Annotated in this window: 22 protein-coding genes; 13 read left to right on the top strand and 9 right to left on the bottom strand. The window is 59.5% G+C overall.

The window, feature by feature from the left end:
- Positions 1-37: 37 nt before the first annotated feature.
- The gene (locus tag UL81_RS06835; protein ID WP_035104918.1) at positions 38-424 is read right to left on the bottom strand and encodes a hypothetical protein; all 387 of its coding nucleotides are present in this window, start codon (positions 422-424) and stop codon (positions 38-40) included.
- A gap of 211 nt (positions 425-635) precedes the next feature.
- Here UL81_RS06835 and lexA point away from each other — a divergent pair, with 211 nt between their 5' ends.
- Positions 636-1343 carry a transcriptional repressor LexA gene (lexA, locus tag UL81_RS06840; protein WP_046453416.1) on the top strand — a complete coding sequence of 236 codons (708 nt, stop codon included), beginning with the start codon at positions 636-638 and terminating at the stop codon, positions 1341-1343.
- 266 nt (positions 1344-1609) lie between these two features.
- Positions 1610-2395, top strand: coding sequence for a DeoR/GlpR family DNA-binding transcription regulator (locus UL81_RS06845; RefSeq protein WP_046453417.1), 786 nt, complete (start codon positions 1610-1612; stop codon positions 2393-2395).
- Here UL81_RS06845 and ptsP read toward each other — a convergent pair.
- Positions 2392-4083 carry a phosphoenolpyruvate--protein phosphotransferase gene (ptsP, locus tag UL81_RS06850; RefSeq protein WP_035104924.1) on the bottom strand — a complete coding sequence of 564 codons (1692 nt, stop codon included), beginning with the start codon at positions 4081-4083 and terminating at the stop codon, positions 2392-2394. The two genes, UL81_RS06845 and ptsP, sit on opposite strands and share 4 nt — an antisense overlap.
- Before the next feature lie 175 nt (positions 4084-4258).
- Here ptsP and UL81_RS06855 point away from each other — a divergent pair, with 175 nt between their 5' ends.
- The 3 genes from UL81_RS06855 to UL81_RS06865 are packed head-to-tail and all read left to right on the top strand — an operon-like array spanning position 4259 to position 7722.
- Positions 4259-5221, top strand: a complete 963-nt coding sequence (locus tag UL81_RS06855; RefSeq protein WP_035104925.1) for a 1-phosphofructokinase family hexose kinase — start codon at positions 4259-4261, stop codon at positions 5219-5221.
- Between the two features lie 20 nt (positions 5222-5241).
- A complete protein-coding gene (locus UL81_RS06860) occupies positions 5242-7401 on the top strand; it encodes a PTS fructose transporter subunit IIABC (RefSeq protein ID WP_046453418.1) in 2160 nt (719 codons plus the stop codon).
- A gap of 54 nt (positions 7402-7455) precedes the next feature.
- Positions 7456-7722, top strand: a complete 267-nt coding sequence (locus UL81_RS06865; protein WP_035104926.1) for an HPr family phosphocarrier protein — start codon at positions 7456-7458, stop codon at positions 7720-7722.
- A gap of 99 nt (positions 7723-7821) precedes the next feature.
- On the opposite strand, the gene UL81_RS06870 is transcribed toward UL81_RS06865, so the two are convergent.
- Both UL81_RS06870 and hflX read right to left on the bottom strand, forming a co-directional pair.
- Complete coding sequence (locus UL81_RS06870) at positions 7822-9102, bottom strand: uracil-xanthine permease family protein (protein ID WP_407921708.1); 1281 nt, start codon at positions 9100-9102, stop codon at positions 7822-7824.
- A gap of 49 nt (positions 9103-9151) precedes the next feature.
- Complete coding sequence (gene hflX / locus UL81_RS06875; RefSeq protein ID WP_035104927.1) at positions 9152-10660, bottom strand: GTPase HflX; 1509 nt, start codon at positions 10658-10660, stop codon at positions 9152-9154.
- A gap of 69 nt (positions 10661-10729) precedes the next feature.
- Here hflX and UL81_RS06880 point away from each other — a divergent pair, with 69 nt between their 5' ends.
- On the top strand, positions 10730-11533 hold the full coding sequence (locus UL81_RS06880; RefSeq protein WP_046453420.1) for a hypothetical protein: 804 nt from the start codon (positions 10730-10732) through the stop codon (positions 11531-11533).
- 82 nt (positions 11534-11615) lie between these two features.
- A complete protein-coding gene (locus UL81_RS06885) occupies positions 11616-12161 on the top strand; it encodes a hypothetical protein (protein WP_035104928.1) in 546 nt (181 codons plus the stop codon).
- Positions 12162-12178: 17 nt separating this feature from the next.
- Here UL81_RS06885 and dapF read toward each other — a convergent pair whose 3' ends face one another.
- Genes dapF through UL81_RS06900 form a run of 3 tightly spaced genes read right to left on the bottom strand, consistent with a single transcriptional unit; the run spans position 12179 to position 14571 of the window.
- Positions 12179-13024, bottom strand: coding sequence for a diaminopimelate epimerase (gene dapF, locus UL81_RS06890; protein WP_035104930.1), 846 nt, complete (start codon positions 13022-13024; stop codon positions 12179-12181).
- A 41-nt stretch (positions 13025-13065) separates the two neighbouring features.
- A complete protein-coding gene (miaA, locus tag UL81_RS06895) occupies positions 13066-13965 on the bottom strand; it encodes a tRNA (adenosine(37)-N6)-dimethylallyltransferase MiaA (protein WP_035104932.1) in 900 nt (299 codons plus the stop codon).
- A 3-nt stretch (positions 13966-13968) separates the two neighbouring features.
- Positions 13969-14571, bottom strand: a complete 603-nt coding sequence (locus tag UL81_RS06900; protein ID WP_046453421.1) for a hypothetical protein — start codon at positions 14569-14571, stop codon at positions 13969-13971.
- Between the two features lie 153 nt (positions 14572-14724).
- Between UL81_RS06900 and UL81_RS06905 the strand changes: the two genes are divergently transcribed.
- A complete protein-coding gene (locus tag UL81_RS06905; RefSeq protein WP_179944124.1) occupies positions 14725-15993 on the top strand; it encodes a DUF349 domain-containing protein in 1269 nt (422 codons plus the stop codon).
- Positions 15993-17168 (top strand): GNAT family N-acetyltransferase, encoded by a 1176-nt coding sequence (locus tag UL81_RS06910; RefSeq protein ID WP_179944082.1) that lies wholly within the window; start codon positions 15993-15995, stop codon positions 17166-17168. Before UL81_RS06905 ends, UL81_RS06910 begins: the two co-directional genes overlap by 1 nt.
- Here the strand turns inward: UL81_RS06910 and UL81_RS06915 are convergent.
- A complete protein-coding gene (locus UL81_RS06915) occupies positions 17165-17776 on the bottom strand; it encodes an Rv2732c family membrane protein (RefSeq protein WP_035104934.1) in 612 nt (203 codons plus the stop codon). The genes UL81_RS06910 and UL81_RS06915 overlap by 4 nt on opposite strands.
- Positions 17777-17813: 37 nt before the next feature.
- Positions 17814-19340: a tRNA (N6-isopentenyl adenosine(37)-C2)-methylthiotransferase MiaB gene (gene miaB / locus UL81_RS06920; protein WP_081961391.1), complete on the bottom strand. Its 1527-nt coding sequence runs from the start codon at positions 19338-19340 to the stop codon at positions 17814-17816.
- A gap of 177 nt (positions 19341-19517) precedes the next feature.
- Between miaB and gluA the strand changes: the two genes are divergently transcribed.
- The 4 genes from gluA to UL81_RS06940 all read left to right on the top strand — a co-directional run bounded on the left by gluA (position 19518) and on the right by UL81_RS06940 (position 22886).
- Positions 19518-20246, top strand: coding sequence for a glutamate ABC transporter ATP-binding protein GluA (gene gluA / locus UL81_RS06925; RefSeq protein WP_035104936.1), 729 nt, complete (start codon positions 19518-19520; stop codon positions 20244-20246).
- 46 nt (positions 20247-20292) lie between these two features.
- A complete protein-coding gene (locus UL81_RS06930) occupies positions 20293-21162 on the top strand; it encodes a glutamate ABC transporter substrate-binding protein (RefSeq protein WP_046453422.1) in 870 nt (289 codons plus the stop codon).
- Between the two features lie 99 nt (positions 21163-21261).
- Positions 21262-21948, top strand: coding sequence for a glutamate ABC transporter permease GluC (gluC, locus tag UL81_RS06935; protein ID WP_035104940.1), 687 nt, complete (start codon positions 21262-21264; stop codon positions 21946-21948).
- On the top strand, positions 21948-22886 hold the full coding sequence (locus UL81_RS06940; protein WP_035104942.1) for an amino acid ABC transporter permease: 939 nt from the start codon (positions 21948-21950) through the stop codon (positions 22884-22886). The genes gluC and UL81_RS06940 overlap by 1 nt, the downstream gene beginning before the upstream one ends.
- The last annotated feature ends 11 nt before the right edge of the window (positions 22887-22897 follow it).

A 22897-nucleotide genomic window follows, 5' to 3' on the forward strand; every position in this document is an offset into this window, starting at 1 on the left:
AGGCTACCTCACAAGCTGACGGAAATAACTGTCAGCTTTAGTGTACGTCGGCAGAAACCACTGCCCCGACGGAGGCACCCGTTGCCGGAACGTCGGCTGGTTCGCTAGCGCCACCCAAACCGGCAGCTACAGTGCCGAAGAATACTGCACCACCAAAAACGGCACCCAGAAGATAGTTACCTATGTTCGAAGAAGTACGACGCTGGTTTACGCGATTAGCCGATTTCTGTACACCTGGTAACTCTGTTCGATTCGAACGGGCCTCACCGATGCGCAGTGTGCGAACACTGGATGCAGGATGCGAGTAACGCGAGGTGTAAGAAGCCCCAGGACGGATATCCCACACGGCTGCAGGAGGAACGACAGATGCCTGCGGAGAACGACGTGCGGAGCGGCGGTTTTGCGGGTCAAGTGCGAGAGTCATTTCTATTTCCTTTCTGAGCCTGCCGTGATGATAAGAAACTTCCCTGACACGGCCGGCCAAGTCATTCGCCAAACTGTTCGAATTAGCTGGTATGTTCGAGTTATAACAGGCGTTCGAAAATTTGTCTAGTCCTAGAACGAAATAGTCGAACATTTGTCCAGAACGTGATAGAAATGTAAGAAAGCACTTGACCCCCGCCTGAGGAGGCACCATGGCTCGCAAACCCGTCAAACCGACCGGCAAGCCCAACGAAGATTCACTCTCCGATCGCCAACGGCGCATTCTGGATGTGATTCGGGATGCCGTGATGCTGCGCGGTTACCCGCCAAGCATCCGTGAGATCGGTGATGCGGCAGGCCTGCAGTCGACCTCCTCGGTGGCGTACCAGCTCAAGCAGTTAGAAGAAAAGGGCTTCCTGCGCCGCGACCCGAACAAGCCACGTGCGGTGGATCTGCGCAATTACAACAATGAGGAAGCTCCGCGAAAGAACTCCCGCAAGCCAGTGGCAACCACTGAGGACACCCCACCGGAGGATTCTGAGGCTGCTTCTTACATTCCGGTCGTTGGTCGCATTGCAGCGGGTTCCCCAATTACTGCAGAAGAAAACATCGACACCTACTTCCCTATGCCGGGCGACATCCTCGGCGGTGGCGAGCTGTACATGCTGCAGGTGGTCGGTGACTCCATGCATGATGCGGGCATCTTCGATGGCGACTGGGTTATTGTGCGCTCCCAGGCCGTTGCTGAGGAAGGCGAATTCGTCGCGGCACTGCTCGATGGCGAAGAGGCTACGGTCAAGGAATTCCACCGCGACTCCTCCGGTGTGTGGCTGCTGCCGCACAATGACGCCTACTCGCCTATCAAGGGCGATGAAGCAGAAATCATGGGCAAGGTCGTCTCTGTCTTCCGCAAGCTTTAATCCTCCCCCTTTATCGGGCACTCCACGGATGTGGGCTGCCTTTTTCTTACCCCTGTACCCCCACCGCCGATTATTGGCGTCTACCTTGGCTTTTGGGGTTACTCCCGCTGCGAAACTTTTTGCTTGATGTTTATTCATGCCCGAAAGCAGTGGTTGTGTGCGGGGTTTCTGGAACAATAGACCCAGAAAGCAAAATAAACCGGGAGTTACTAGTTCGGACATAACAGTTACCGACACCCCCGCCACACGTCCTACAGGAGGGGCCGATGTACGCCGAAGAGCGGCGCCGCCAAATTGCTTCCCTGACCGCAGTGGAAGGCCGCGTTAACGTCACCGAGCTTTCGGAGCGTTTCGAAGTCACAGCTGAAACGATTCGTCGTGACTTGGCGGTCCTAGACCGCGAAGGTGTCGTCCACCGCGTGCACGGCGGTGCGGTCGCATCGCAGACCTTCCAGACTGCAGAGCTAACCTTAGATGCTCGTCAGCGCTCCGCCATTGGTGCCAAGGCTTCCATTGCCCGTGCGGCCATGGACTTTTTGCCCCAGGAATCCGGCAGCATCTTCCTGGATGCCGGTTCCACCATTAACGCGATGGCCGACCTTATCAGTCAGCAGCACAACACCTCGCCGTGCACTATCGTGACCAACTCGCTGCCGGTAGCACTCTCCCTGGCAACTGCTGGACTTCCCGAGGTACAACTGCTCGGCGGTACGGTGCGTGCAATTACCCAGGCTGTCGTCGGTGATACTGCGCTGCGCACCATGGCGCTGCTGCGCGCGGATGTCGCTTTCGTCGGCACCAATGCCTTGACCATTGACCATGGACTGTCGACTGCGGATTCGCAGGAAGCAGCCATCAAGTCGGCGTTTATCACCAATGCCCACAAGGTTGTGGTGTTGTGTGACTCGTCGAAGCTGGGTAATGACTACCTGGTTAGCTTCGCCTCTATTCGCGATATTGACGTTGTGATCACAGATTCCGCAGCCCCTGAGACTTTCGTCGAGGAACTGCGGAAGCATGAAATTGAGGTCATTATCGCCGAAGATGACTAGTCACGGTACTTTTCAATCAGCTCGCGCACTGCTTCGCGGGCTTCGCTCGGACCGCTGGAGGCTAGGGCGACATCGGCAAGCTTTTGGCACTGCTCCAAGGTCAGCTCGCTGACCTGTGCGCCCACGCCAGCCAAGGCAGTCGAGGCTGCGGACAGCGAGTTCACGCCCAGACCGGTGAGCACGCAGGCCAGCATCGGATCGGCGGCGGCCTCACCACAGACGCCCACGGGGACGTTGTTGTCATGGCCCACGACGCAGGTGTGCTGAATCAGGCGCAGCACGGCTGGCTGCCACGGGTCAGTGAGATAGGCCAGCTGCGAGGACAGACGATCGGCGGCCATCGTGTACTGGGTCAGGTCATTGGTACCGATGGAGACAAAGTCCAGGTGCGGCATGATGGTATCGGCCATGAGCGCTGCGGCAGGCACCTCAATCATCGCTCCAGCAACCAGGTTGCGCTCCCGGCACAGGCCCGCGAACCACTGCGCTTCAGCTGCGGTGGCCACCATCGGCGCCATCACCCACGTCGGCGCATTGTCGTCGCGGTTTTCTGCGGCCAGAGCAATCGCGTCTAGCTGACGGGTCAGCAAAGCCTCGTTGTCGCGGGCAACACGCAGGCCACGGACACCAAGTGCCGGGTTTTCTTCATCCGACATGGTGGCATAAGAAATCGGCTTGTCCGAACCTGCATCCAGGGTACGAACGACCACCTTGGATTCGGGATAGGCATTGAAGACCTTGGCATAGATGCGAGCCTGTTCTTCCACGGTCGGTTCTTCGCTGGCGGAGAGGAAGGACAGCTCCGTGCGGTAGAGGCCAATACCCTCAGCCACAGAATCAGAAGCGATACGGGCGGCATTGCCGTCAGCGACGTTGGCGAGCAGCTGTACACGGTGACCATCGGCAGTTTCTGCCGGGCCAGTCCACTGGGCGACCTTTTCGGCACGCTCGCGGTACTCGGCAACCGCCTGCTTGGAGGTTTCCTCGTCGGCACCAATGGTCACGTTGCCAACCGCACCGTCGACATAGAGCACCGTGCCGGCTTCAATATCACGCAGGCTCGCGCCCATCGCCACGATGCACGGAATATCGAGCTGGCGCGCGATAATCGCGGTGTGGCTGGTTGGGCCGCCGAGCTCAGTCACCAATGCCTTAATGTGTGCGGTGTCCAAGGTGGCGGTGTCGGCGGGTGCGAGGTCATCGGCAAGCAATACTGCTTCGCCCTCGACTGCTGGCAGGCCTGGTTCCGGCTCACCGCGCAGCTGCGCAATCACGCGGTCACGGACATCTTTTAAGTCTGTGGTGCGCTCTGCCATGATGCCGCCGGCAGCTTCAAACATGGTGACAAACTTGTCAGTTGCACCAACCACGGCGTACTCCGCAGTCTTGCCAGTACGCACACCCTTGCGCACCGCCTTGTGCCAACCGCGGTCCTTGGCCATACGCGAGGTCGCATCAAGGACCTCAGCGGCCTGACCATCGGCACCATTGGCGCGCTGCTCCAGACGGGATGCGACCAGGTCAGCAGCTTCGACAAAGCGATCGAATTCTGCATCGCGCTGTTCTTCGGGCACGGGCGTCGATGCTCCGGGAAGCTCCGGGCGGGGGCGGACCCACACGGCTTCGGCATACGCAATACCGGCTACCACGCCGGTTCCGGAGATGGTGGTTTCCTCAGCAGAACTCATAGTTTTCGCTTCTTTCATCAACGAGGGATCTCTATCTCAAGATCATCACAAAAGCGTCCAAAATGCAACGAAAACCACAAAAAGTGATTGACAAACCAACACAAACAGACAACAATCAGAAACAAACACAAAGTTTCTGTGTGGAAACGGATTTAGCGAAGGTGACGCCCTGACAATGATTTTGACGTTCACTCCCAACCCCAGCATCGATTCCACAATCGAGCTCAGCGAAGCGGTCCAGCCGGGCAACGTGCACCGCGCCTGCCGGGTGATTCAGCAGCCCGGCGGCAAAGGCGTCAACGTTGCCGCAGCCGTGCATTTGGCTCAACGCCCCACCTTGGCGCTCTTCCCGGCTAATGACAACGACATCTTCTTGCACCTCGTCAAAGAATCCGGCCTTCCTTTCCACAACCTGCCCATGTCAGAAGGCGTGCGCGTCAACACCACCGTCACTGACCCCGAGGGTGTCACGACCAAGCTCAACGGCCCGGGCCCACAACTGAAGCCTGAGCTCGCCGATGAGCTCAAGCGCACCTTAGTCAACAAAGCCCACGATGCCTCCTGGGTCGTCCTTGCCGGTTCCCTACCAGGTGGGGTGTCCGAATCCTGGTACTCCGACCTCATCGCCGCCCTGCGTGCGGAGGTCCCCGACGTTCGCATCGCACTCGATACTTCCGATGGTCCGATGCGCGCTGTGGCCAATGAACTGCATCGAGCTGCTCCCGATGTCATTAAGCCCAACGGCATGGAACTTGGCCAGCTTGCCGGTGTCGACGGCCTCGCCTTAGAGCACGCCGCCGCTACCGGCGATTATGAACCGGTTATTTCCGCCGCACGCCTCGTCGTCGCCCGCGGTATTCCGGAAGTACTCGTCACCTTAGGCGCTGCCGGCGCGGTATTGGTGACCGCCGACAACGCCTGGATCGCCACCCCACCTCCTAGTGAGGTGCGCTCGACTGTTGGTGCCGGCGATGCCGCTTTAGCTGGCTATATACTGGCGCGTAGCAGCAACGAAGACTACCCAGCCGCACTGGCGCGCTCGGTGGCCTACGGCACCGCCGCCACCGCCTTGCCTGGAACCCAATTCCCCTCCCCCGACGGCCTGGATATTGCAGGAACCGTCGTTACACCTGAATAAGGCCAAAGGACTTTGTGCCCATGTCTTCCCCGATTATCACCACCGACCTGGTGGCCTTGGACGCTGACTTTGGCAGCAGCGTCGACACTGTTATCACCGAACTTGCCACGCTGGTTCACAACACCGGTCGCGCCAGCGACATCGACGGTCTTGCCCAACCTGCCATCGAACGCGAAAACAAGGCTGGCACTGGCGTACCCGGCAAAGTTGCCATCCCGCACTGCCGTTCGGAAGCCGTCAGCGAACCCACCCTCGCTTTTGCCCGCCTGGCCAAGCCAGTCGATTTCTCTGGCCCTGACGGCGATGCCGAACTCGTCTTCCTCATCGCCGCCCCTGCCGATGGCGGCAAAGCCCACCTGCGCATCCTGTCCAAGCTTGCCCGCGCACTTGTTCGCGACGACTTCCTCAACACCCTGCGCGAAGCAACCACTGCCGACGAAATCGTCACCGCAGTCATGGAGGTCATCAACGCAGAAAAGCCACGCAAGAAGAAGCCGGCCGATAAATCGACCACGACCTCAGCAGGTACCGCAACCGCGGCAGCAGGAACCGCAGCGGCGGCATCGCAAAGCAGCGCATCCACCAGTGATGCCGACACTGACCCGAAGGCAGCGACTGAACAGCAGTCTTCGGGCAAGCGCACCCGCATCGTGGCAGTCACGGCCTGCCCGACGGGTATTGCGCATACCTACATGGCCGCAGATGCGCTAACGCAGACTGCTGACAAACGCGATGACATCGAGTTGTTAGTCGAAACCCAAGGCTCGTCGAATAACGAACCTCTGGCTGACGCTGATATCGATGCTGCTGATGCGGTCATCTTTGCCACGGATGTTGGCGTGCGCGATAAGGAGCGTTTCGCCGGCAAGCCGGTCATTGAATCTGGTGTGAAACGCGCAATCAATGAGCCGTCCGTCATGCTGGATGAAGCAGTTGCTGCAGCGAATAACCCGAATGCCCGCAAGGTTTCCGGCACGAAGTCCAACTCGACTCCGTCTGCTTCAGCGGATGCTGAAGCAGACGCTGGCCTGGGCTGGGGCAAGCGCATCCAGCAGGCAGTGATGACTGGCGTCTCTTACATGGTGCCATTCGTCGCTGCTGGTGGTTTGCTGCTGGCTTTGGGCTTCCTGTTTGGTGGCGCCGACATGGCCAATGGTTGGCAGGCCATTACGACGAATTACTCGTTGACCAACCTGCCGGGCCATGAGGTCGATGTTGATGGCACAATGATGAGCTTTGAACGCGCCGGATTCATGTTGTACTTCGGTGCGGTGCTCTTTGCCATTGGCCAAGCAGCGATGAGCTTTATCGTCGCGGCACTCTCCGGCTTTATTGCCTTTGCTCTGGCCGGCCGTCCGGGTATTGCACCGGGCTTTGTCGGTGGCGCGATTGCTGTGACTTTGGATGCTGGCTTCATCGGTGGTCTGGTCACCGGTTTGCTGGCTGGTCTGGTCGCGATGTGGATTGGTCAGTGGAAGGTCCCGCGCTGGCTGGGCTCACTGATGCCAGTCGTTATTATTCCGCTGCTAGCCTCGCTGGTCGTGGGCTTGGCGATGTACCTGCTGCTCGGCGCCCCACTGGCTGCCATCATGGAAGGCCTGCAGAACTGGCTGTCGTCGATGTCTGGTTCTTCTGCCGTACTGCTGGGCATCATTTTGGGCCTGATGATGTGCTTCGACCTCGGCGGCCCAGTCAACAAAGCGGCGTACTTGTTCGCGACTGCGGGTCTGTCCACGGGCGACCAGGCGTCGATGGAAATCATGGCTGCCGTCATGGCCGCCGGTATGGTTCCACCAATTGCGTTGTCGCTGGCGACCTTCCTGCGCAAGAGCCTGTTTACTCCGGCTGAGCAAGAAAACGGCAAGTCCGCGTGGCTGCTGGGTCTGTCGTTTGTCTCCGAAGGTGCTATCCCGTTTGCTGCTGCTGACCCATTCCGCGTCATCCCATCGATGATGGCTGGTGGTGCTGTCACCGGTGCCATCTCGATGGCTCTCAGTGTCGGTTCGCATGCCCCGCATGGTGGTATCTTCGTGCTCTTCGCTATTTCCCCGGCATGGGGCTACCTGCTGGCTATCGCTGCAGGTGTTGCAGTCTCTGCCGTCACGGTGATTGCTGTGAAGCAGTTCTGGCCAAACCGCGCTATTGAAGAGGCCGCAGGTCAGCGCAACGTAGCGGCATGATCTAATTACTCGTACACTCGTAAGTGCTAACGCACATCATGAAAGGAAATTATCATGGCTTCCAAAACCGTTAAGGTCGGCTCCTCGGTAGGCCTGCACGCACGTCCTGCTTCCATCATCGCCGATGCTGCCAGCGAATTCGACGAGGACATCTTCCTGAACCTGGCTGGCGAGGAAGAAGATGAGGAAACTGATGCAGCTTCCTCCCTGATGATTATGGCTCTGGGCGCAGAGCAGGGCGACGAGGTTGTCGTCACTTCCGAGAACGAAGAGGCAGTAGAAAAGATTGCCTCCCTGATTGAGCAGGACCTCGACTCTTAGTCTTTCGACTTCGAGGCATAGTTCTTACCTCACGGCTCGCGTGCGAACCGCCTCTCCCCGATTGAACTCACTATGGTTCAGCCGGGGAGATTTTTATGCCTACTTGGCCAGCGGCTGGCCTTCGCCAACATTGTGGTAGAGCCACTTCAGGGCTGGGTAGGCCAGGATGATGCCGACCGAGCCCCAGGCAATGCCTTCCAGCTCGACGCCGAAGACGCTTAAGGTCAGGTTGCCGATACCGGCGACCAGAGCGACGGCAGCGGTGGTCAGGTTGACCGGGTTGTTGAAGTTGACCTTGTTATCAATCCAGATGCGCACGCCCAGCATGCCGATAAGCCCGTAGAGCACCAGGCAGGCACCTCCCAGTACGCCGGTTGGGATGGTGAAGATCAGTGCGCCGAACTTCGGGATGAACGCCAGGGCGACAGCGGTAGCGGCAGCCACCCAGTACGCAGCGGTGGAATACACACGGGTTGCGGCCATCACGCCGATGTTTTCAGCGTAGGTAGTCGTTGCAGAACCACCGAAGCCACCGGCCAGAGAGGTCGCCAGGCCGTCGGCGATAAGGGCATCGCCAGCCAAGTTGTCCATGTTGCGCTTGGTCATTTCGGAGACAGCCTTGACGTGGCCGACGTTCTCCGCCACCAAGACGACGAGTACCGGCAGGGCCACGGCGATGGCAGACATGTTGAATTCTGGCGTATGGAAGTCCGGCAGACCGATCCAAGCGGCTTCGCGAATGCTGTCGGCAGCGCCCTCCTGAAGATTGCCGGTAAGCGCGGCGAAGATCCAGCCGACAACCACGCCGATGAGGATGGACAGGCGGGAAAACATTCCGCGGGAACCAACGGTGCCGGCCAGAATCACAAACAAAGTGACGGTGGCAACCAGTGGCTGGCTGCTGAAGTTGTCCGTGGCGGTCGGTGCCAGGTTCAGGCCGATAAGAGCCACGATGGCGCCGGTAACAGCCGGTGGCATGATGGCGTCGATAACTTTGCGGCCTGCGGCTTTGACGATAAAGCCGATAACCATCAGCGCTAGACCGGTGACCAGGATGGAACCGGTCTGTGCCGCAATGCCGTGCTGCTGCGACGCAGTCAGCGGGGCAATAAAGGCGAAAGAAGAGCCCAGGTAGGAAGGCAACCGATTACGAGTAATCAGCAAGAAAAGCATCGTGCCGATACCGGAGAACAACAACGTGGTGTTCACCGGGAAACCGGTCAAAGTGGGCACCAGCAAGGTAGCGCCGAACATGGCGACTACGTGCTGCATTCCGATGCCGATGGTGCGCGGCCAATCCAACCGCTCATCCGGTGCGACTACCGCACCGGGCTTTACATGTTTGCCGTCGCCGTGCAGGCGCCATCCTAAAGTACTCACGGGCATTTATTATGCCCATCACATAACGCTGAAGGAAAACTCCAGAGTCTTAGGAGACGTGCTCGGTGACGAATTCATCGAGTTCACGGGCAACCACCTGCGGCAAGCGTACATCCAGCACGGTGCCTTCGGAGGTGTACTCCTCTTCGCGGACTGTGCCCTGGGCGTGGGCGCGGGCCACGACGTCACCGCGTGTAAACGGCACCAGCATGCGGACGTGGGCATCCTGGGAGTTGAGGAACAACTCCACACGGGCGGTGAGTTCTTTAATTCCCTCACCAGTTTTTGCCGAGACGTATACAACGTTGTCGCGATCGAGGACGTGGCGCAGCTCCGCCAGCACCAACGGGTCCGCCTGGTCGATCTTGTTGATCACGATGATTTCTGGCGGGGCCTCTTCCCCGGTTTCCTTCACGATGTCGTAGATGACCTTGTTGACCGCTTCAATCTGCTTGAGCGGGAAAGGATCGGAGCCATCGACAACGTGCAGCATGATATCTGCTGCCAGGACTTCTTCCAGGGTGGACTTAAACGCCTCGACCAGCTGGGTGGGCAGGTGACGCACGAAGCCAACGGTGTCGGTGAAGACGACCTGGCGGCCATCGGAAAGCTCTGCTTTACGGGTGGTCGGATCCAGGGTTGCGAACAATGCGTCCTCGACCAGCACGCCAGCACCGGTCATGGCATTAATCAGCGAGGACTTACCGGCGTTGGTATAACCAGCGATAGCAATCTGCGGGATGACCGATTCCTGACGGCGCGAGCGCTTGACTTCACGCGCGGTCTTCATGGATTTCAGTTCCTTGCGCAGCCGAGCCATCTCGGTGCGGATGCGGCGACGGTCGGTCTCAATCTTGGTCTCACCCGGACCACGCAGGCCCACACCGCCGTTGGAACCGGCACGACCGCCGGCCTGACGCGACAGGTTGCCACCCCAACCACGGGTATGGGTGTAGAGGTATTCCAGCTGTGCCAAGGAGACCTGGGCTTTACCCTCTTTGGACTTCGCGTGCTGGGCGAAGATATCCAGAATCAGCATGGTGCGGTCAATGACCTTGGTGTTCAGCGCACGCTCTAGCGCGCTGAGCTGACCGGGGTTGAGCTCACCATCGCAAACGACCGTATCGGCGCCAGTGGCCTGGACGATGTCGGCAAGCTCGCGGACCTTACCGGAACCGATATAAGTACCTGGGTCGGGTCGGTCGCGCTTCTGGTAGAGCATCTCAACCACATCAGCACCCGCGGTCTCGGTCAGCGCGGCAAGTTCTGCCATGGTGGCTTCGACCTCAGCGACAGTGCCTTCGGTCCACACACCAACCAAGATGACCTGCTCGAGACGCAGCTTTCGGTACTCGACCTCATAGCCATCAGTGGTGTCTTCAGCACGGATGTTGGTGTCTTTAGTAACCCGGCGGAAGGCATTGCGCTCGGCGAGATCGAGCTCGCCGGTGGTGGGTTCATCGGAAGGCTCCGCAATGTCTGGCTGCGGAGCGTTGTCGCGAAATGCTTGAGCAAGCAGTTCGTCGTGGGAAGGGTTCTTTTCAGAAGATGACGTCATATTGCTTCCTATTCTTGCACGATAGGAGCCAATAGCTGAATTAATCCGGAGCAGACTACAATAATTCGCATGACCACCAACGCGACCGATGCCGCATCGACTGCGGCGGCTTTGAAAGAACATGCGGAAATGCAGGCTTTGGGCCTGAACTTCGAACGCTGGCAAGAGGCCGTGGAGGCGGCTATTTCCACCGATCGCCTCAGCGTGACTGGTGAGGTGCGCGGCGGCCAGCTCATCGAGTTTGCCGACCCTGCTGGCGCGCTGTTACACATCCTGGCTGTGGAGCCATTTTCTACCTACGTCGGCTTCAACGGTGTTACCCAGGGCTTTGCTCACGTGAGCATGGTCAACGACGTCCTGGCGCACCTGGACATTGTCGATCCTTTCGGCAACAGCATTGCGCAGGCCACCGCCAACCTGGCACAGGGCCCGCTGCTGGCCGAAGAAGGCACCCAGCCCTGGCAGCAGATCGGCATTACGGCTCTTGGCCTGGCCGTCAAGGGCTACGACAACGCTGACGCTTACGAAGAACAAGAAGGCGAATACCCGGCCACCTTCCATTCGGAGGGCGCTGACATCGTCAACTCTGGCTCCGGTGCTGCTGCCCCAGGACCTGGCTGCACCTTTGCTGCCCGCGTGATGGAAGCCGAATGGCGCACCACGGAACTAACCGGTGAAAAGTTCATGCACCTGGTCATGGATGGAGTCTTCCCCTTCGACCTATGCCTGCCGGCATCCTTCGGCGACTTGCCTGCCAAGGATTCCATCCTGGCCGGTACTGCTCTGGTGACTGCTTCTGTGGAACTTCCGACCGGCGGCTGCGGCTCCGGTGGCGGTTGTTCTTGTGGTTCCGGCGGCTGCGCTGGCCACTAAAGTCCCCTCTTATCAATTAACGCGCTAAGCTATACACTTATACGCACACCGTATTGCACTAAGAGCCAGGCGAGGAGGCCGCATGCATATCCCATTCGTGGGCAATAATGCTCAGCGCCGCATCCTCGCCATGGTGCTCTCCCTAGTCGCCTGCTTAGCGCTCGTGGCTACCCTCAAACTTCCAGGGCTGTTAATTTCTGCCCTGCTTGCGCTGGCTGCCTACATCATGGTCAGCTCCCGCCCGGATGCCTCCGACCTCGCCAGCCTGCGCACCTCCATCGAACTTTCTGCCGAGGACCTCCAAGATGTCCTCGACGAGTTCAACACCTTCTGTAGTTCAGAAGACCCCAATATCGTTGCCGATCGCATGCTGCAACGCCCCGCGCTTGCCGATGCCGACTGCACCGACCCGGACATCTCCGCTTTCCACTACGAAAAGAACAGCGCCCAGCGCTTCCTGCGCCGACTAGGCCCGCGCCTATACCGCAGCGACGCCGAAACCGCCGAACTAGAAACCCTGCTTCGAGTCACCGACGAACGCGTCGAAGCACTCCAAGAAGCCTGGCTCAAAGCCCGCCGCTCCGCGGCCCAACTCGGCCCCGGCTACGGCGACGAATCGGCCGCCTAATTTCACGGACGACAGTTTTACAAAACTGTCGTCCCTTCGGCAACGATCTTCGACGGGCCAATAAGGCGTGAGCCGCCTTCAAAGATTTCGACGGTCACCGTGCCGCCAGGGACCTTCACATTGATGCTGCCGGTGGCTTGTTCTGCATCAGCCAATGCGGCGCGTGCTGCGGCAACAGTGCCGGTGCCGCAGGAACGGGTCTCTCCTACTCCGCGCTCGTAAACGCGCATGTTGACCTTGCCATCGTCGAGTGGGGTCACGATTTCGACGTTGACACCTGCCGGGAAGAACTCCGGATCGAATTCTGGTTGCTGCAAGTCTAGGTTTGCGAGTGCTTCAGCATCCAGGCCCGGAACCACTGCAGCCAGGTGCGGGTTGCCCATATCCACGCCCAGGCCGGCGAAAGACTGACCGGCGATGCGAACGGTGGAAATGCCGGTGACTTCTGGTTCACCCATCTCCACGCTGACGTGAGCGTCGTTGTCATCGCAGTCGCTGACGACAACCTGCTTGGCCCCGGCGCGCGTGCCGATGACGAACTCATCGCTATCCACCAGGCCACGGGAACGCACCCAGTGGGCGAAGACGCGAGTGCCGTTGCCGCACATCTCCGCAATGGAGCCATCGGCGTTGCGGTAGTCCATGAACCAGTCCTGGGCATCAACACCTTCAGGAAGACCGTCGATATCACCAGCGTTGACTAATGCCCCGGCGCGCACCACGCGCAAAAGGCCATCGCCGCCGATTCCGGCCTGGCGATCGCACAGTCGGGCAACGCGCTGCTCATTGAGATCAAGCTCCGCGTTTTCGTCGGGGATGATGACAAAGTCGTTTTCGGTTCCATGGCCTTTGGCAAACTTCATGCGCGCCATCCTACCCCTAAAGCACTGGAAACTACTGTGAACTACTCCAGGTGCTCGCGGGCTTGGGCGAAGGTATCGCCGGCAGCATCCAACCAGGTAATGCGCTTATCCCGGTTAAACCAGGAACGCTGGCGGCGCACATAGCGACGCGTGCCGGTAATCGTGCGCTCAACGGCCTCATCCCAGGTCAGCTCACCGCGTTGGGCTTGGAAAACCTGTGCGTAGCCAATCGCACGTCCCGCGGTGGAATCTTCGCGCAAGCCCTTGGCCTGTAGGTCTTCTACTTCGTCGACCAGGCCGCGTTCAAACATCTGGTGTGTTCGCTTTTCGATGCGCGGGTTGAGCCACTCTGCATTCGTCTTCAGGCCCAAAAGGCGCGTGCCCCAACGCGGTGCGGCATTCTTCGGCGGTTGGCTGGCTTGGAAAGGCTTGCCGGTTAATTCAATGACCTCGAGTGCACGCACGGTACGGCGGGGGTCTTTGTCTTCGATGATGCTGGCTGCTGCCGGGTCGATCTCGGCTAATTCGGCATGCAGCTTATCGATGCCAATCTCTTTCCGGCGCTGCTCATACTTCGCGCGAACTTCCGGGTCGGTCGGTGGAAACTGCCAGTCATCGACGAGTGATTGCACGTATAGCATCGACCCGCCGACCAGGATGGGCGTCTTGCCCCGGGACATGATGTCTTCTACATCTGCCACGGCATCGCGCTGGTAGCGCGCCACGGATGCAGTATCGGTCAGTTCCCACACGTCCAACTGGTGGTGTGGGATGCCTTCGCGTTCTTCTACGCTTAGCTTCGCTGTGCCGATGTCCATGCCCTTGTACAGCTGCATGGAATCGACGTTGACGACTTCCCCATCGAGGTGATGGGCCAGAGCCAAACCGAGTGCGGATTTACCCGACGCAGTCGGGCCGACCACGGCAATAGGAGTAGGCATGATTTAAACCTCCCATTCTGCGATGTAGCGTCCCACGCCCAGGCTGCTATCAGCAGCAACGAGGCGCACAGACTGCGGTTGAATCTCTGCCAGTTCGAGCCACAGCTCAGGTTCCACGACGCCCGCGTCCTGAAGCGGAAATGGCTGAGGCATCTCACCCTTCAATAGCTTTTGGCACCACTCATCAGCTGCGGGACCATCGTCTAGCAGCGCCAACGGGGCGCGCGGGGTGAGTCCGGCACTGCCGTCGATGACGAGGATGGTGAGGGAGGCATCGTCAAGCGTGCCCATGTGCTCCCGGGACTCATGGACTGGCAGATGCTCTAGGCCTGCGGCGCGTAGTGCGTAGTGGGCCATGATTTCTGGCAGGTAGTTACCGGCGCCGAGCTGTACGTGTGGTGCTCCCCAGGCGCGCAGGCTACCGGTATGAACGGTATGCCAGCGGGAGTTGCGGGAGGCAACGATATCGATGCCTGTGGTGTGCTTTGTGACTGCCGATTGCAGGATTTTACATAAAGAGTCCAGCAATTCCCGCGAGGCTGCATCGCCGGGGGCAAGCTCGACTGCCAACGCCGGGCTAGCGGGCATGACCACAAGTTTTTTCATCACCTGTTTATCCTAGTAAAAGTTTTGCAGGTTACCCGCACGGCTAATGCTTAGGCGGTACTGTTTAAGCAGTATTGTTTGGCAGCCGTGACGCGCGGCTAAGTTACACAAAGGACGGTGTCTGTCTTGTCTCCTATCCCTAATCCTGGTGCGATGCCACGGAAGGGCGCTAAAAAGCCCGTTGCCATGCAGCAGCCGCCGAAAAATGACCCTTCTAAGTTTGGTCGCGTCGATGATGAGGGCAATGTCTACGTCACCGATGCCAATGGTGAGCGCCTGATTGGCCAGTGGCAGGCAGGTACCCCGGCGGAAGGCCTGGCCCACTACGGTGCGCGTTACGACGATCTGTCCACCGAGATTGAGCTGCTGGAAGCTCGCCTGAAGGCTAACCCAGGTGAGGCAGAATCCATCAAGCAGACTGCTGCGGAACTGCGCGAGACCCTGCCGACTGCTGCAGTCATTGGTGATATTCCTGCTTTGGATAAGCGTCTGCAGACCGTCATGGATCACTCCGTGACCGCTGGTGAGCAGGCCCAGGCTGATAAGCAGCGTCGTCGTGCCGAAGCTATTGCCAAGAAGGAAAAGCTGGCAGAAGAAGCAGAAGAGATCGCGGAGAACTCCACCGAGTGGAAGGCAGCTGGCGATCGCATTCGCGCCATCTTGGAAGAGTGGAAGCAGATTCGCGGTATCGATCGCAAGACCGATGACCAGCTGTGGAAGCGCTACTCCCGTGCACGTGATTCTTTCAACCGCCGTCGTGGTTCGCACTTTGCTGAGCTCGACCGCAACCGTGCGGCAGCACGCAAGAAGAAAGAAGACATCATCGTCCGCGCTGAGGCCCTGCAGAACTCCACCGACTGGGGTCCAACGGCTCGTGCCTACCGCGACCTGATGGCTGAGTGGAAGGCCGCTGGTCGTGCGCAGCGCGATATCGATGACAAGCTGTGGGCACAGTTCCGCGCCGCTCAGGATCACTTCTTCAACGCCCGCAATGCGGTCAATGACCAGCGCGATAAGGAATTTGCTGCCAACGCAGAAGCCAAGGACGCACTGCTGGCCGAATACGACGCGCAGATTGACCCGGATAAGAACCTGCACGCTGCGCAGGAAAAGCTGCGTGAGCTGCAGGAAAAGTGGGAAGAAATCGGCTTCGTTCCGCGCAATCAGGTACGCGAGTACGAAGACAAGATTGCTGCTGTGGAAAGGCGTGTGGCTGCCGCGGAAGAATCCCAGTGGCGTCGCACCGATCCGGAGGCCCAGGCACGCGTCGCGCAGTTCCAGGACCGCGCCGACGAGTTCACCGCGCAGGCTGAAGAAGCTGAGTCCAAGGGCAACGCTAAGAAGGCACAGCAGCTGCGCGAGCAGGCCGCACAGTGGCAACAGTGGGCCGATACCGCCGCAGCAGCTGTCGACGACCAGTAGTGCAACTAGTAGAAATCGCCACCCCGCAGCTTTCCGGGACTGACTGGGAACCTGCCGATGCCGTGCGCACCTTCGTGTTCATGGCCAATCTGGCAGCCCAGGAAGCCTGCGGGGATGCTGCTGCCTCCACCTCCCCACAACGTGTCGTCCAACGCCTGCAAGGCTCCACGGAATCCCATACCTACCTCTTCGCCGTCATTGACGACGATGACGCACCACTCGCTGAGGTCGGCGAACTTGGCCTGCCCACCATTCCTGCCATCGAACCTAGCCCGGAGATGGACTACCTCGGCTTCATTCATCTCTCGCTACCTCTATTAGAAGAACGCGAGAACGCCGATATCGAATGCGTTCTTGACGCTCAATTCTTGCCGCTGCCCGGGCAAGCCCTTGATGACGACGGCTACGAGGTCGCCAACTGGATGGCACGCGCCGCACTCGAGCAAGCCCAGAAACTGGGCCGCAGCATCGCCCAAGTCGGCCTTCTGCATCCTCCCGAAGCCGACCCCAGCTACGACGCGATGTCACGGGTGTACACAGAACTCGGTTTTCAACGCAAGCATTCCGAAACCCAGCTGCAGATGGACATCCCCGACTCCCCTGCCGCACCACTACTGCCACAACCTCTGCGTGCAGAAATCTGGCCGGACTACTCCATCCCCGATGAGTACCTCGACCAAGTCCTCGAACTACTCACCATCGCCTCCACCGACGCCCACTACGGCAAACTACACGTCGAACCCATCCAATGGACCCGACAACGCCTCGCCGAAGCACACGCACGCCTGAGGCAACGCCGCTCCCACACGCTGTTAGTCGCCCTGTGCGAGCACAGCGGCACTAACAGCGATTCAAACGACAACAGCGCAGACATCGGAAACAGCGAAAGCAAGGACGCTCCGCGGATTGTGGCGCTGACAGAGCTGTCGCGGCACGAAGCAGCAGACCCGGAAGTCTGTGAATGGACCTTGACTGTCACTGCCCGTGGGCGCAGGCGCGCCGGGTTGGGCATGCTGGCCAAGCTGACCGCGTTGCATGAGGTCAATGGTTATTGGCCGGATGTGCGGCGAATCTACTGTTCAGTCGCTGACGACGACCCGGGAATGAATGCGCTCTACGAGCGACTGGGAGCACGCGCTATTTCGCGCAGCTCCGCCTGGGAGTTGGCGCTTTAGTCGGTGGCGTCCTCGTCTTCGCCGCGATGACGGCGGGCGGCGCGGGCGCGGCGGTCATCGATAAGCAGTGGGTTTTCTTCTTCCTTGATGGTGGCCTCAGACTGCATCTGGCCGACCTCATCGAGCTGGCTCGCCTCTTGGCGGGCAGCAGCATAAGCCTTTTCCTGCTCTGGGCTACGGCGCAGGGCGACCAGGCAGTAGGCCAGGAAGGCCAGGCCGTTGCCCAGTAGGAGTAGCCACATGCCGATTTGTGCGGCATCGGCAGTGCTGCCGCGGAACCAGAAGGCCCACAAGGAACCGAAGAAAGCGACGGTGACCATCATCCAGCCGACCAAGCCGAAGACGGCGCGGCGGGTGATAAGCGTCAGCGTGGTGAGAATGCCCAGGCCCACGACGGAAAGAACCATGGGGATTTTCTCCATCAAGCCGACTTGGACATCGCCAGGCGACACGAGTGCCTGCCAACCGGGAATACCGCCGGCATAAGGCAGGAAGAGGAAGCCGACGAACGCTACGAGCGCGACCATCAAGGTGATCTTTTGACCGCGCAGGTCCATGTACTTGGCAGCCTGGCGTTCGCGTTGTGCAGCAGCGTTATTCTTCGTCATGTTTTCCTAGCTTAGGCTTATCGCGTGGCTTTGTGCTTTAGCACCCGCAGGCATCGTTAGCTGCAGGCTGGGAAGGCTTGCCCACCTGTGGCAGACCCAGGCCCACGCCAATAGGTGCGGTGGTCGGGGTTTGACCGGCAGCAGACATATCACCGGCCTTGGTGCGGCGGTGCTCGGTAACGCCACCGTCGACGACCAGGAAGAAGGAACCCGCACTGGTCACGGTTCCGTGGACGACGTCGCCCGGGCGAATGTCGGCGGAGATGTCGTTGCCGGCGGCGTCGATAGGCGCAAAGTGCACCAGGCGGCCATCGCGGGCGCGACCAGTCATACGGTGGGTCTGGTCATTCTTGCGGCCGCCTTCGGCCTGCACCAGCAATTCGACGTCGGCGCCGACCAGCTTGGCGTTTTCTTCGGCCTGGATGCGGTCCTGCAAGGCGACGAGGCGCTCAAAGCGATCCTGGACGACGTCCTTCGGGATCTGGTCTTCCATTTCCGCTGCCGGGGTGCCCGGGCGCGGCGAGTACTGGAAGGTAAAGGCCGAGCTAAAGCGTGCCTTCTCGACGACTTCCATGGTCTCCTGGAAGTCCTCTTCGGTCTCGCCTGGGAAACCAACGATGATGTCGGTGGTAATCGCAGCGTGCGGCATCTTCTCGCGCACCTCATCCAGGATGCCCAGGAATTTCTTGGTGCGGTAGGAACGGCGCATCAGCTTCAGGATGCGGTCGGAACCGGACTGCAGCGGCATGTGCAGCTGCGGGCAGACCGCCGGGGTCTCAGCCATAGCGTCGATGACATCGGAAGTGAATTCTGCCGGGTGCGGGGAGGTAAAACGCAGGCGCTCCAGGCCGTCGATCTTGCCGACCTCGCGCAGCAGCTTGGAAAAAGCAAAGCGGTCACGCGGCAGATCCGGGTCGGCAAAGTGCACGCCATAAGCGTTGACGTTCTGGCCCAGCAGGGTCACCTCAGAGACACCCTGGTCAACGAGAGCCTGAACCTCCGCGATGATGTCGCCGGGGCGACGGTCTTCTTCCTTACCGCGCAACGAAGGCACGATGCAGAAGGTGCAGGTGTTGTTACAACCCACAGACACAGACACCCAACCGGCATAGGCCGACTCACGCTTGGCCGGCAGGACGGACGGGAAAGCCTCGAGTGCGTCGACGATTTCGACCTGAGCTTCGTCGTTGTGGCGGGCGCGCTCTAACAGCGTAGGCAGCGCCGACATGTTGTGGGTGCCAAAGACCGCATCGACCCAGGGGGCATTGTCAAGGACAGTGTCTTTATCCTTCTGCGCCAGGCAGCCGCCGACGGCAATCTGCATGCCCGGGTGGTTTTCCTTGGTCTTCTTCAGTGCACCCAGGGTGCCGTAGAGACGCTTGTCGGCGTTTTCACGCACCGCACAGGTGTTGAACACCACCAGGTCCGGCTCATCGCCTTCCGGCACGGCGGCGTAGCCCGCCTCCTCCAGCAGGCCGGAAATGCGCTCGGAATCGTGCACATTCATCTGGCAGCCAAAGGTGCGAACTTCGTAGGTCCTAGGGTTTGAAATCGTCTGCTCCACGTCGGGACATTCTATCGATGTATAAGGCCATCACCTAACCAACTCTTGGCCACCCCCGCGGGTGGGAATTTTTGCAAACTTGCCAACGTGTGAATTTGCAAACATCTATTATCAACTCAAGTAATTGACATCACAGACCGAAGGATTGGTGACATGGCAGACACTTCATCTACGCCCATGATCCAGATGTCCGGCGTCAACAAGTACTTCGATGACTTCCAGGCTCTGCGCGACATCAATATTGAGGTCGCCCGCGGTGAGGTCGTCGTGGTCTTGGGCCCGTCCGGCTCCGGCAAATCCACCCTCTGCCGCACCATCAACCGCCTCGAAACCATCGAGGAAGGCACCATCACCATCGACGGTGAAAAGCTGCCAGAGGAAGGCAAAGACCTGGCCAAGCTGCGTTCCAACGTCGGCATGGTCTTCCAGCAGTTCAACCTGTTTCCGCACCTGACCATCAAAGACAACGTCACCTTGGGCCCGACCGAGGTGCGCAAGCTGAAAAACGCTGAGGCCAACGAGCTCGCGGAAAAGCTGCTGGACCGAGTGGGCATTGCCAACCAGGCCAGCAAGTACCCGGCACAGCTCTCCGGTGGTCAGCAACAGCGTGTGGCCATCGCCCGTGCGTTGGCCATGCAGCCAAAGATCATGCTTTTCGATGAGCCCACCTCCGCCCTTGACCCGGAGATGGTCAACGAGGTCCTCGACGTTATGACGGACCTTGCTCGCGAAGGCATGACCATGGTCGTGGTTACCCACGAGATGGGCTTTGCCCGCAGAGCTGCCGATCGCATCTTGTTCATGGCCGACGGCGAGGTCGTCGAGGACACCGACCCGGAGTCCTTCTTCACCAACCCGCAATCGGATCGTGCCAAGGACTTCCTGGGCAAGATCCTCCAGCACTAACCATTCCCCTATCCACCTAAATTTCTACTCTCAAAAGGAGAATCCAATGTCTTTCAAGCGTATGTCCGCCACCATTTCCACTGTTGCTCTCTCTGGTGTTCTGCTCGCTGCCTGTGGCGGCGACGGTGAAGGCGGCGAGGGCGGCCTGCTGGCTAGCATCGAGTCCGGCAACGTGACCCTGGGTACCAAGTTCGACCAGCCAGGCCTGGGCCTGCGTGAGGGCGATGGCTCCCTGACCGGTCTGGACGTGGACGTCTTTACCTACGTGGTCAACCACATCGCCGATGAAAACGGCTGGGAGCACCCGGAAATCGAGTGGCGTGAGGCTCCATCCGCACAGCGTGAAACCCTCATCCAGAACGGTGAGGTCGACGGCATTGCCGCTACCTACTCCATCAACGCCTCCCGCGCTGAGTCCGTAAACTTCGGTGGCCCGTACCTGCTGACCCACCAGGCACTGCTGGTGAGCGAAGACAACACCGAAATCACCGGCCTGGAAGGCCTGGACGGCAAGATTCTCTGCTCTGTGACCGGCTCTACCCCGGCTCAGACCGTGAAGGAAGCACTGCCGTCCGTGCAGCTGCAGGAGTACGACACCTACTCCTCCTGTGTTGAGGCACTGTCCCAGGGCAACGTCGATGCCATGACCACCGACGCGACCATCCTGAATGGCTACGCCGCGCAGCATGAGGGCGAGTTCAAGGTCGTGGAGCTGGAAGAAGACGGTGAACCTTTCACCGATGAGTACTACGGCATCGGCATCACCAAGGATGACCAGGAGGCTACCGACGCCATCAACGCCGCCCTGGAAGAGATGATCGACTCCGGCGAGTTCGACAACTTCATCTCCGCCAACCTGGGCGAAGGCGACGCCATCCAGCCAGGCACCCCGGGTGACCTGTCCTTCCTGGATTAATCTCCCCGAAGATTAATCACGCGCACTCCTTAAGGAGTGCGCACTCATCATTGGTGCCCTAGCTAATAGGGCACACCGACACTCGACGAGGAGGACCCCATGAGTGCCATGTGGGACCAGCTTGGTCCAGGGCTGTGGCCGGCGTTCTGGATTACTATCCAGCTGACGTTCTGGTCAGCACTGGGCGCCATGATCTTAGGAACCGTGTTGACCGCCATGCGTGTCTCCCCGGTCGGAATCCTGCGCTGGATGGCTACGACGTACATCACCATTGTGCGCAATACGCCACTGACGCTGATTATTCTGTTCTGTTCCTTCGGTCTGTATCAGAACCTCGGCTTGGCATTAGCGAGCCGCGATTCGGATACCTTCCTGGTGGATAACAACTTCCGCCTCGCGATTGTCGGTTTCATTCTCTACACCAGTGCGTTTGTGGCAGAATCGCTGCGCTCTGGCATTAACACCGTGGACTTTGGTCAAGCCGAAGCCGCTCGTTCTCTCGGCTTGGGCTTCGGTCAGACCTTCCGCACCATCATCTTCCCGCAGGCAGTTCGTGCCGCGATTGTTCCGCTGGGCAATACGCTTATCGCGCTGACGAAGAACACCACGATTGCCTCGGCCATCGGTGTCGCGGAAGCATCGTTGCTGATGAAGTCGACCATTGAGATGCACGCTAATCAGCTCTTTGTCATCTTCCTCATCTTCGCTGCTGGCTTTATCATCCTTACCTTGCCGATGGGCTTAGGCCTGGGCAAGCTTTCTGAGAAGCTGGCGGTGAAGAAATAATGTCAGTACGCGCAACCGTTCTGTACGACGCCCCGGGACCTAAGGGCCGCCGTAACAACGTCATCTACACGATTATCTCTGCAATCGTGGCCCTGGCCATCTTCGGCTGGATTCTCTACACGCTTAACGAGCGCGGTCAGCTGGAAGCTGACCTGTGGACACCGTTCCTTAATTCCCAGACCTGGACCACCTACCTGCTGCCTGGTCTGCGCGGTACCTTGCTCTCAGCATTTGCGTCCATCCTGTTGGCCATCGTCTTTGGTGTGGTCTTCGGCCTGGGACGTCTAAGCCAAATCGCCCCTATTCGCTGGTTCTGCGGTGTGGTCGTGGAGTTCTTCCGCGCCATCCCGGTGCTGTTGCTGATGATCTTCGCCTACCAGCTCTTCGCGGTCTACGGCCTAGTACCATCCCGCTACCTGGCTTTTGCTGCAGTGGTCTTCGCGCTGACTTTGTACAACGGCTCCGTGATTGCAGAGATTCTCCGCTCCGGTATCCGTTCCCTACCTAAGGGCCAGACCGAAGCCGCCCAAGCACTGGGCCTGTCGCACCAGCTGACGATGTGGAAGGTGCTCCTGCCGCAGGCAGTCGCGTCCATGCTGCCGGCTCTGATTGCACAGATGGTCATTGCTCTGAAGGACTCCGCGCTGGGCTACCAGATTGGCTACATCGAAGTGGTTCGCTCCGGTATCCAGTCTGCATCCTTCAACCAGAACTACCTGGCATCGCTGGTCGTGGTCGCTATCATCATGATTCTTATCAACTGGGGCCTGACCACCCTGGCCGAGCGCGTCGAGCACCAGCTGCGTGCCGGACGTGCCCGCAAGAACATCGTCGCGAACGTCCCGCACCACCGCGACCAGGGTCTGGAAACCAAGGACCAGGTCAACGCCGACTGGCACGCCCCGGGTTACAAGGGAATCCGCAACCCAGCCGAGTAATCATTCAGGCT

The sequence above is a fragment of the Corynebacterium camporealensis genome (assembly GCF_000980815.1).
GTDB lineage: Bacteria > Actinomycetota > Actinomycetes > Mycobacteriales > Mycobacteriaceae > Corynebacterium > Corynebacterium camporealense.